The organism is Pseudohongiella sp. (assembly GCF_011050365.1).
GTDB lineage: Bacteria > Pseudomonadota > Gammaproteobacteria > Pseudomonadales > Pseudohongiellaceae > Pseudohongiella.
In genome coordinates, this window is the sequence record NZ_DRFV01000010.1 from 219371 (window position 1) to 228316 (window position 8946).

The window sequence follows — 8946 nt, forward strand, 5'->3', positions numbered from 1 at the left end:
ATGCCGGAAAATATTTGGGAACAATTGCAGCAGGAAGCCCGTGAACTGATCAGCCGCGAGCCCCTGATGGCCAGTTATGTTTATGCCTGTGTGCTGAACCACAAAAGCCTGAGTTCCGCACTGAGCTACCTGTTGGCACACAAACTGGCGAATTACGTGATGTCCGCAGTGGCCATCCGCGAGCTCATCGACACCGCATTCAAGGAATCACCCGGCATCGTGGACTACGCAGCCTGCGATATCCAGGCCGTCTATGACCGCGACGCCGCCACCAGCGCCTTTTTGCCTGTCATCCTGTATTTGAAGGGTTATCAATCTATTCAGGTCCATCGCGTGGCACATTTTATGTGGAACAAGGGCAGACGAGACCTGGCACTTTACCTGCAAAGCCGCAACTCGGAAGTGTTCGGTGTCGATATTCATCCGGCCTGCGTCATGGGCAAAGGCATCATGTTCGATCATGCCACCGGTATCGTCATCGGGGAAACCACTGTAATTGAGGACGATGTTTCCATCATGCAGTCTGTGACCCTGGGCGGAACCGGCAATGAACAAGGCGATCGTCACCCGAAAATCCGCTCAGGCGTGCTGATTTCCGCCGGCGCAAAAGTGCTGGGCAATATCGAAGTGGGTCGAAGTGCCAAAGTCGGTGCCGGCAGCGTTGTGCTCAGGGACGTACCGGCTCACACTACCGTGGTAGGGGTTCCGGCACACCAGATTGGCAAACCCTGCCCGGACAATCCATCCCACACCATGAACCAGTTAGTGGACAGCGACTGATCAGAGATGCTCTTCAGCGTAGGCCGCCAGCTCAGATCGTGGCACGCCCTGCAATTGCAGGTTGCCACCCAGTGCGAAATTTTTGAACCGCTCTGTCAGATAGGTCAGACCTGAGCTGATCGGACTCAGGTACGGTGTATCGATCTGCGCCAGATTACCCAGGCAAACGACTTTGGAACCAGTGCCGGCACGCGTGACGATAGTCTTGATCTGATGCGGTGTCAGGTTCTGTGATTCATCAATTAGGATCAGGCTATGCTGAAAACTGCGGCCACGGATATAATTCAATGACTTGAATTGCAAGGGCACTTTTGCCAGCACGTAGTCGATACTGCCGGCGGCATTTTCATCATCCCAGTGCAGAGCTTCCAGATTGTCTGTTATCGCACCCAGCCATGGCTCCATTTTTTCTGCTTCGGTCCCGGGCAGGAAGCCGATATCTTCGTCCAGTCCCTGCGTGCTGCGGGTAGCGATAATACGGCGAAAAAGTTTGGTATCAAGCGTCATCTCGATGGCCGCCGCCAGCGCCAGAATAGTTTTACCTGATCCGGCCGAGCCGGTCAGATTGACCAGATGGACATCCGGATCCAGCAACAGATCCATCGCCATGGCCTGGAAAATATCCCTGGGCGTCAAGCCCCAGGTCTCTCGCTGCATCATTCGCTCCCTGTCCAGGTGGCGAAGAATAATGTGGGTATCGGTCAGGCGTGACACCCTGCCCAGAAAACCTGCCGCATCAAAGAAAAACTGGTTCGGGTAGACTTCCTGCGCAATCGCGCTGCGCGGAATCTGGTGAAAGGTTTCACCGCTATGAGTCTGCTCGGTCTCCACATCACTGATGCGATCCCAGAAACTGTCTCCAAAATCGATATAGCCCTGATTGAGTTCGGCAATATCACTCAGCAATTGGTCGGTCTGATAATCCTCGGCATCAATACCACAGGCGCGGGCTTTCAGCCGCATGTTGATATCTTTGGTTACCAGAGCGACATGATGAGCAGGATGCTGCTGTTTGAGCAGCGCCACCGCATTGAGAATTTTATTGTCGTTAAGATGCTCGGGCAGCATGCGATGAATTTGCGGAGTTTCAGTCATCAGCACTGACAACGTACCCAGACTGGGCAACTGCTTGCCGCGATCTATGGGCACACCCTGCTCAACATCAACGGGAGTTGCCTTACCCAGTATTCGGTCGATTTCGCGAATTGCCTGTCGTGAATCAGCAGCAACGGCGCCACGTCCACTTTTCAGGTTGTCCAGCTCCTCAAGCACGGTCATGGGGATAACGACCTGATGCTCGTCAAAATTCCAGATAGCCGAGGGATCGTGGATTAGTACGTTGGTATCGAGGACATAGAATATAGGACTTAATGGCACAGATGGCGGCTCTGTTTTAGTTGTTACAACAAAGTTGACACTAAACTTTAAACATGACTGCAGTGTGACATGAGCACGCGAACCTGCGCAAGAGTCTATCCTGCACAGGTTTGCTGCGGAGGTCAGCCAACCAGCTGGATAAGTACACCGGCGGCGACGGCCGAACCAATAACACCCGCCACATTGGGCCCCATGGCGTGCATCAACAGGAAGTTGTGGGGATTGGCCTCAGTACCCAGACGATTGGCAACACGTGCCGCCATGGGTACGGCGGATACGCCGGCCGCCCCGATCAACGGGTTGATCTGACTGGAGGAAACAAAGTTCATCAGCTTGGCCATCAGCACGCCCGCTGCAGTACCAATGGAGAAGGCAACGATCCCCAAAGCCAGGACACCCAGGGTACTGGGCACCAGAAACTGGTCGGCGATAAGCTTGGAACCGACGGCCAGCCCCAGCATGATAGTCACAATATTGATCAGCGCGTTTTGTGCGGTCTTGGTCAGACGATCGACCACACCACACTCTTTCATCAGGTTACCGAAGCAGAACATGCCCAAAAGCGGCGCCGCACTCGGTATCACCAGTGCGACCAGTATCAGCAATACCAGCGGAAACAGGATTTTCTCACGCTGCGACACCACACGAAGCTGGGACATTTCGATACGACGCTCTTTCTCTGTCGTCAACGCCCGCATGATGGGAGGCTGAATCAATGGTACCAGAGCCATATAGGAATACGCCGAGACCGCGATCGCCCCCAGTAGTTCCGGCGCCAGAATGCCGGCAACATAAATTGCCGTCGGCCCGTCAGCACCTCCGATAATCCCGATAGCTGCAGCCTGCTGCAAGCTGAAGTCGAACCAGCCCAGATCAGTGAAAAACAGCGCTCCAAGGACGGTAGCAAAAATGCCGAACTGGGCCGCTGCTCCCAACAACAGGGTTTTCGGGTTTGCGAGCAATGGACCGAAATCGGTCATGGACCCAACACCGAGGAAGATCAGTAACGGGAAAATGCCTGTTTCCAGGCCAATCGAGTAAAACTGCGCCAGTACCCCCTGGCCTACTGCGATGTCGACCCCCGGGATATTGGCCAGCATGCCACCGAAGCCTATCGGCAGCAGCAACAAAGGCTCAAACTTTTTTGCAATCGCCAGATAGATCAGGCCGATGCTGACCAGAATCATGACGAATTGCTTGGGTTCGATCTGATACACACCGGTCGCGTGCCAGAGCTCAATCAATTGATCCATGCTGTTTACTCCAGAGTCACCAGGGCATCGCCTGCGTTGACGCTTTCTCCCTCATCCACATGGACTGTTCGTACGACACCTGCGCGGTTGCTACGTATCTCTGTTTCCATTTTCATGGCTTCGAGAACCAGCAACACATCACCATCTGCTACGTCCGAACCTTCGGTAGCAACGATGCGGTACACACTGCCTGACAACGGCGCCTTGATGTCGTGACCTTCTCCCCTCGTTTGCGCGGATGGCGAGTCGGGCTGCCCGGCTTTGGCGGTTTCTTTCATCTCGGTAACGTCACCGCCAGCGCTGACCTTGACCACGTAGCTCTTGCCATCCACTTCCACCGTGTAAACACCATCCTGCGACTGACCGGACTGCGCCTTGGCTGGCAGTGCACTGGACGGCGATTGCGGTTGAGCAGATTCCGCCTCCGGCGCCGGTTCGAAGGCATCCGGATTGTTGCGGTTCTGGAAGAACTTCAGTGCTGGCTGCGGAAACAAGGCGTAAGTCAGCGTGTCATCAATATCATTCTCCAGCGCAAAACCCTTTTCGCTGGCGATGCCGGACAATTCTTCCTTCAGTCGATCAAACTCGGGGGTCAACAGATCGGCCGGTCGACAGGTTATCGGCTCTTTTCCTGCCAGCACTCTCGTCCGCAGCTCGGCATTGACCGGGGCCGGCGTGGCACCATATTCACCTTTCAACACGCCTTCGGTTTCCCTGGTGATGTTCTTGTATCGCTCACCACCCAGAACATTCAGCACTGCCTGTGTGCCGACAATTTGTGAGGTAGGCGTCACCAAAGGAATGAAACCCAGATCCTCGCGTACCTTGGGGATCTCTTCCAGCACCTCGTCCAGCCGGTCGGTGGCCTTCTGTTCACGCAACTGGTTTTCCAGATTTGTCAGCATGCCACCAGGGACCTGCGCAACCAGAATGCGTGAATCGATACCTTTCAGTGCTCCTTCAAAACGCGCGTATTTTTTGCGGATTTCCCGGAAATAAGACGCTATTTCTTCCAGCAGTTGAATATCAAGACCGGTGGCACGCTCAGTCCCGTCGAGCATCGCCACCATGGTTTCTGTTGGCGTGTGGCCATAGGTGAGACTCATTGAAGAAATGGCAGTGTCCAGGTTATCGATACCCGCCTCCACGGCCTTGATGTACGTTGCCGTAGACAGGCCCGTCGTCGCATGACACTGCATGTGCACGGGTATGGAAATCGTTTTCTTCAGCCCGGTGATAAGCTCGTATGCGGTATACGGCGCGAGCAGCCCGGCCATATCCTTGATGCAAAGCGAGTCCGCGCCCATATCTTCGATTTCACGCGCCATACTCAGCCAGGAGTCGATGGTATGAACCGGACTGATCGTGTAGGCCATGGTGCCTTGAGCGTGGCGCTCCTGCTTTTTTACCGCCTTGATGGCGCGTCCGAGATTGCGGGTATCATTCATCGCGTCAAACACGCGGAACACATCAACACCGTTGACCGCGGCCCGTTCAACGAAGCGGTCTACGATGTCATCGGCATAATGTCGGTAACCGAGAATATTCTGGCCGCGGAACAGCATCTGCTGAGGCGTATTAGGCATGGCCTCCTTCAGCTTGCGAATCCGCTCCCAGGGATCCTCACCGAGATACCGTATGCAGGCATCAAAAGTAGCCCCACCCCATGACTCCACAGCCCAAAAGCCGACCTTGTCGAGTTTCTCAGCAATGGGCAACATATCATCCAGCCGGAACCTTGTTGCCAGCAATGATTGGTGTGCGTCTCGCAGAATTACATCGGTTATGCCTAGCGGCTTTTTAATATCACTCATGGACACTCGCCCTTCTTGTTATTTCGTTGCGCAGCATAAAGCCCGGCGCAACATGATTCCCCAAAAAACGCATGCCGCAAAAATCGAACGGCCGCAGTGTATTAATCGTCAGCGCCAGAACGGTGCTGTCGTATCGCCGCGCTGATAACGGCAACCAGTTTCGTCTGTTCCGTGTCGGCAGAAGGCGAACGTTGCGCCGGCTTTTTGCCGGCACTGCGCCTGGGTAGCACAGGCGCCGGCGCAGGCAGGTAGCGCCGCACCAGGCTTGACATAAAAGTGGTCAATATGACCAGTAAAATCAGGAAGATAAAAACAAAGCCCATACCATAGAGGGCAAGGTTGAAACCAGAAATAATCAGTTCAGACATGCGATCTATCCATCTTTCTCACGATGCAGCATCATACTAAATATCACCGCCCTGTGCTAACGGCTTGTCACATGCCGGATCTAACACGACAGGGCAAACGCTGCTTGCCCCACCCTGCCTGACTTGAGTATGCTGCTGGCTACAATAATCGGACTTACGGAAACACATGTTATGGCGCTGCTAATTGCGGGACTTTTATTATTTCTGGGCATGCATACAACGGGTATATTAGCTGACGACTGGCGTCAGGGCATTATCAGGAAACGGGGCGCGGGCACCTGGAAATTACTGTATTCAGCCGTGTCCATTGCTGGCTTCATCCTTATTGTTATCGGTTATGGCGCCGCCCGCACAGATCCTGTTTTTCTGTGGGCAGCACCGGTTTGGGCCCGTCACCTGGCGATGCCACTGACGTTGATCGCGTTTATTCTGCTGGCCGCAACCTATGTGCCGAATAATCGCATCAAAGCGAAGCTCGGTCATCCCATGCTGGCTGCAGTCAAAATATGGGCATTCGCGCATTTGCTGGCCAACGGTACTCTGGCTGATGTGCTTTTGTTTGGCAGCTTCCTGGCATGGGCTATCGTCGGCTTTGTTGTACTGCGCCGCAGAGACCGGAGTAATGGTGTTACCAGAACCGGTGCCCTGAAAGGCGATGCGATAACACTGGTGGCCGGTGTCATAGCCTGGGCCGTTTTTGCCATGGCTCTGCATACGGCCCTGATCGGCGTCAGCCCCTTGCCATAAGACAGCTACAGCACAACGGGCAACATCCGTATTTGCTGGAGATTGGTCCGGCAGCCATGCCTGGCTGCCGGATCGCTCTCTCTGCGGTCACATAGAGTAGCCTTTCTCATCATGATCGCTGATATCCAGGCCCGTTTGCTCCTGCTCTTTGGTAACACGATTCCCGGAAGTGATTGCCCCCACAACCTTCATCAGAATAATAGTGACAACAGCCGTGTACACGCCTGTGGCCAAAATTCCAATAACCTGAACACCAAGCTGCGAACCCATGGCCATGCCCTCTGCATAGCCATTGCCGCTGAACACACCCAGCTCCTGTGATACAAACACTGCTGCCAGCAGCGTGCCCAGCATACCGCCGACACCGTGAACCGGGAACACATCGAGCGAGTCATCGATCCTGAGTTTATGCTTGAGGAAATTGGTGGCAAAGAAGCACAAAAACCCGCCCATGACACCAATCACCATACCACCTGCCGGTCCTACAGAGCCCGCTGCCGGTGTGATGGTTGCCAAACCGGCAATCAGACCGGTTACCGCGCCAAGACCACTGGGCTTGCCATGACGGACCCATTCGATACACATCCAGGTTAATGCACCGGCGGCAGCGGACATATGCGTTGCGAGCAAGGCCATGCCGGCGCTACCGTTTGCCGCTAACGCGCTGCCAGCATTAAAACCGTACCAGCCGACCCACAACATACCGGCCCCGGTAATCGTCATGGTCAGATTGTGAGGGATCATCGCAGTGGTCAAAAAATCCTTGCGCTGCCCCAGCATGACGGCCATAACGACCGCGGCCACACCAGCTGTCACGTGAACCACTGTGCCACCGGCAAAATCAATCAGGCCCATCTGGTATAACCAGCCGTTGCTGTTCCAAACCCAGTGACAAACCGGAAAATAAACCAGCGTCGACCATAAAATAACAAAGAGCATGAGCGAGGAGAATTTCATGCGTTCGGCAAATGCACCGACAATCAGCGCGGGTGTAATAATCGCAAACGTCATCTGAAAAGCAGCGAACAGGGGCTCGGGGATATCACCCCACAGTGAGTCCACGGTAATGCCGGCAAAGAATGCCTTGCTCAATCCCCCCCACCAACCACCTTCGGCAGGCCCAAAGGCGATACTATAACCATACAAAAGCCAGAGTATGGAAATGACTGCAGCAATGGAGAAACACTGCATCAGCACCGACAGCACGTTTTTGCTACGCACCAGGCCAGCATAAAATAATGATAGACCCGGCACGGTCATAAAGAGGACCAGGGCAGTAGCAGTCAGGATCCAGGCCGTGTTGGCACCATTAAGGTCATCCTGAGCAAAAGTCAACGCAGGAAACAGACTCAAAGCAAGCGCGACGAACATAGTTGATTTTATTGTTTTGAACTTAAACATAATTAGTATTTTCCGTATCAGAAGCCAAGATTAGAGGGTCGATGCTTATACCGCGGCGTCGCCGGTTTCTCCGGTACGAATACGCACCACCTGTTCCAGCGCTACGACAAAAATCTTGCCATCACCAATCTTGCCGGTGCCGGCAGCCTTACAAATAGCCTCTACCGCCTGTTCGACCCGTTCGTCGGAAACAGCGACTTCAATTTTGGTTTTAGGCAAAAAATCTACGACGTATTCAGCGCCCCGATAGAGCTCTGTATGGCCCTTCTGTCGCCCAAAGCCTTTCACCTCAGTCAATGTCATACCACTAACGCCCAGCTCATTAAGCGCCTCACGGACATCGTCAGCTTTGAAAGGTTTAATAATTGCTGTAATCAATTTCATGGCAATTCTCCCGAAAGATCATTTAACCCCGTTCGGCCAAATGTCATTCTTTTAGTTATTGTGCACAGTCCGCTGCCCGGTGGTGCGATTTGGCAGGGTGAATACCAAAACGCACGATCGACGCACCAGATGCGGTCGCTTTTCGCGTTACAAGCACTTTTTTAGTGCATTTGGCGGACCAAATACGTCATTTTGCGTATATAACCGATCGCCGACATATAGCAGCAAAATTCGGGCCTGATTCAAAAACCAGAAGATTTAAACCTTATTTTATTGTTTTACATAGCTTTGTTTTAGCAGCAGGCGACTTGGAGGGAATTCTTACAGCCGACAGGAATGTGCTTTTATGGTGCAATCACATGAACTGCCAAAGCACAAATTTAAGGCACAAAAAAAGGGCCATCCCAATGGGGATGGCCCTTTTCGCTTTTTGATGCCTGACAAAACGGCAGGACAGCCGTTTTGCACAGCCCCCGGGCTGCCCGCAGGGCGAGGGCCAGGGAAGGCCCGAGTTCCTAAACGGCAGGACTGACGTTTTGGACAGCCGCAGGCTGCCCCGTAGGGGCGAGGGGCAGGACCGGTTTTTGCTCCTGCAAAACCGGCACTTCCGCCATCCCTGGCGGTCGGACGGGCCGAGTTCCTATGTCCGTCGGACTTTGGCAGGCTTTCCAGTGGCGCAAAAAAAATCCCCGGCCTCTTTCGAGACCGGGGATTTTCCCATTTAAATGCCTGACAATGTCCTACTCTCACATGGGGAGACCCCACACTACCATCGGCGCTGAGTACTTTCACTTCTGAGTTCGGGATGGGATCAGGTGGTTC

General features: G+C 53.8%; 8 protein-coding genes and 1 rRNA gene. 2 read left to right on the forward strand and 7 right to left on the reverse strand.

From position 1 onward, the window contains the following. Positions 1 to 780 carry a serine O-acetyltransferase gene (gene cysE / locus ENH71_RS09585; RefSeq protein WP_294131007.1) on the forward strand — a complete coding sequence of 260 codons (780 nt, stop codon included), beginning with the start codon at positions 1 to 3 and terminating at the stop codon, positions 778 to 780. Here cysE and ENH71_RS09590 read toward each other — a convergent pair whose 3' ends face one another. From ENH71_RS09590 to ENH71_RS09605, 4 genes are all read right to left on the reverse strand, one after another. Next, entirely contained in the window at positions 781 to 2157 is a 1377-nt protein-coding gene (locus tag ENH71_RS09590) for a PhoH family protein (RefSeq protein ID WP_294131010.1), read from the reverse strand. 122 nt (positions 2158 to 2279) lie between these two features. Next, the gene (locus ENH71_RS09595) at positions 2280 to 3410 is read right to left on the reverse strand and encodes a sodium ion-translocating decarboxylase subunit beta (protein ID WP_294131013.1); all 1131 of its coding nucleotides are present in this window, start codon (positions 3408 to 3410) and stop codon (positions 2280 to 2282) included. 5 nt (positions 3411 to 3415) lie between these two features. Beyond that, positions 3416 to 5224 carry a sodium-extruding oxaloacetate decarboxylase subunit alpha gene (oadA, locus tag ENH71_RS09600; RefSeq protein ID WP_294131016.1) on the reverse strand — a complete coding sequence of 603 codons (1809 nt, stop codon included), beginning with the start codon at positions 5222 to 5224 and terminating at the stop codon, positions 3416 to 3418. A 101-nt stretch (positions 5225 to 5325) separates the two neighbouring features. Next, entirely contained in the window at positions 5326 to 5592 is a 267-nt protein-coding gene (locus ENH71_RS09605; RefSeq protein WP_294131018.1) for an OadG family protein, read from the reverse strand. Between the two features lie 171 nt (positions 5593 to 5763). Here ENH71_RS09605 and ENH71_RS09610 point away from each other — a divergent pair, with 171 nt between their 5' ends. Next, the gene (locus ENH71_RS09610; RefSeq protein ID WP_294131020.1) at positions 5764 to 6339 is read left to right on the forward strand and encodes an NnrU family protein; all 576 of its coding nucleotides are present in this window, start codon (positions 5764 to 5766) and stop codon (positions 6337 to 6339) included. A gap of 87 nt (positions 6340 to 6426) precedes the next feature. Here the strand turns inward: ENH71_RS09610 and ENH71_RS09615 are convergent, their stop codons facing one another. The 3 genes from ENH71_RS09615 to rrf all read right to left on the reverse strand — a co-directional run. Next, the gene (locus ENH71_RS09615) at positions 6427 to 7740 is read right to left on the reverse strand and encodes an ammonium transporter (protein ID WP_317622352.1); all 1314 of its coding nucleotides are present in this window, start codon (positions 7738 to 7740) and stop codon (positions 6427 to 6429) included. Positions 7741 to 7785: 45 nt separating this feature from the next. Then, positions 7786 to 8124, reverse strand: a complete 339-nt coding sequence (locus ENH71_RS09620) for a P-II family nitrogen regulator (RefSeq protein ID WP_294131023.1) — start codon at positions 8122 to 8124, stop codon at positions 7786 to 7788. 727 nt (positions 8125 to 8851) lie between these two features. Further along, a 5S ribosomal RNA gene (gene rrf, locus ENH71_RS09625) occupies positions 8852 to 8946 on the reverse strand; the annotation flags it as partial.

What these genes read in the sequence shown, in the direction of transcription:
- oadA (WP_294131016.1), bottom strand. Translation starts at nt 5,224, where the DNA reads ATGAGTGATATTAAAAAGCCGCTAGGCATAACCGATGTAATTCTGCGA.
- ENH71_RS09605 (WP_294131018.1), bottom strand. Translation starts at nt 5,592, where the DNA reads ATGTCTGAACTGATTATTTCTGGTTTCAACCTTGCCCTCTATGGTATG.
- ENH71_RS09595 (WP_294131013.1), bottom strand. Translation starts at nt 3,410, where the DNA reads ATGGATCAATTGATTGAGCTCTGGCACGCGACCGGTGTGTATCAGATC.
- cysE (WP_294131007.1), top strand. Translation starts at nt 1, where the DNA reads ATGCCGGAAAATATTTGGGAACAATTGCAGCAGGAAGCCCGTGAACTG.
- ENH71_RS09620 (WP_294131023.1), bottom strand. Translation starts at nt 8,124, where the DNA reads ATGAAATTGATTACAGCAATTATTAAACCTTTCAAAGCTGACGATGTC.
- ENH71_RS09610 (WP_294131020.1), top strand. Translation starts at nt 5,764, where the DNA reads ATGGCGCTGCTAATTGCGGGACTTTTATTATTTCTGGGCATGCATACA.
- ENH71_RS09615 (WP_317622352.1), bottom strand. Translation starts at nt 7,740, where the DNA reads ATGTTTAAGTTCAAAACAATAAAATCAACTATGTTCGTCGCGCTTGCT.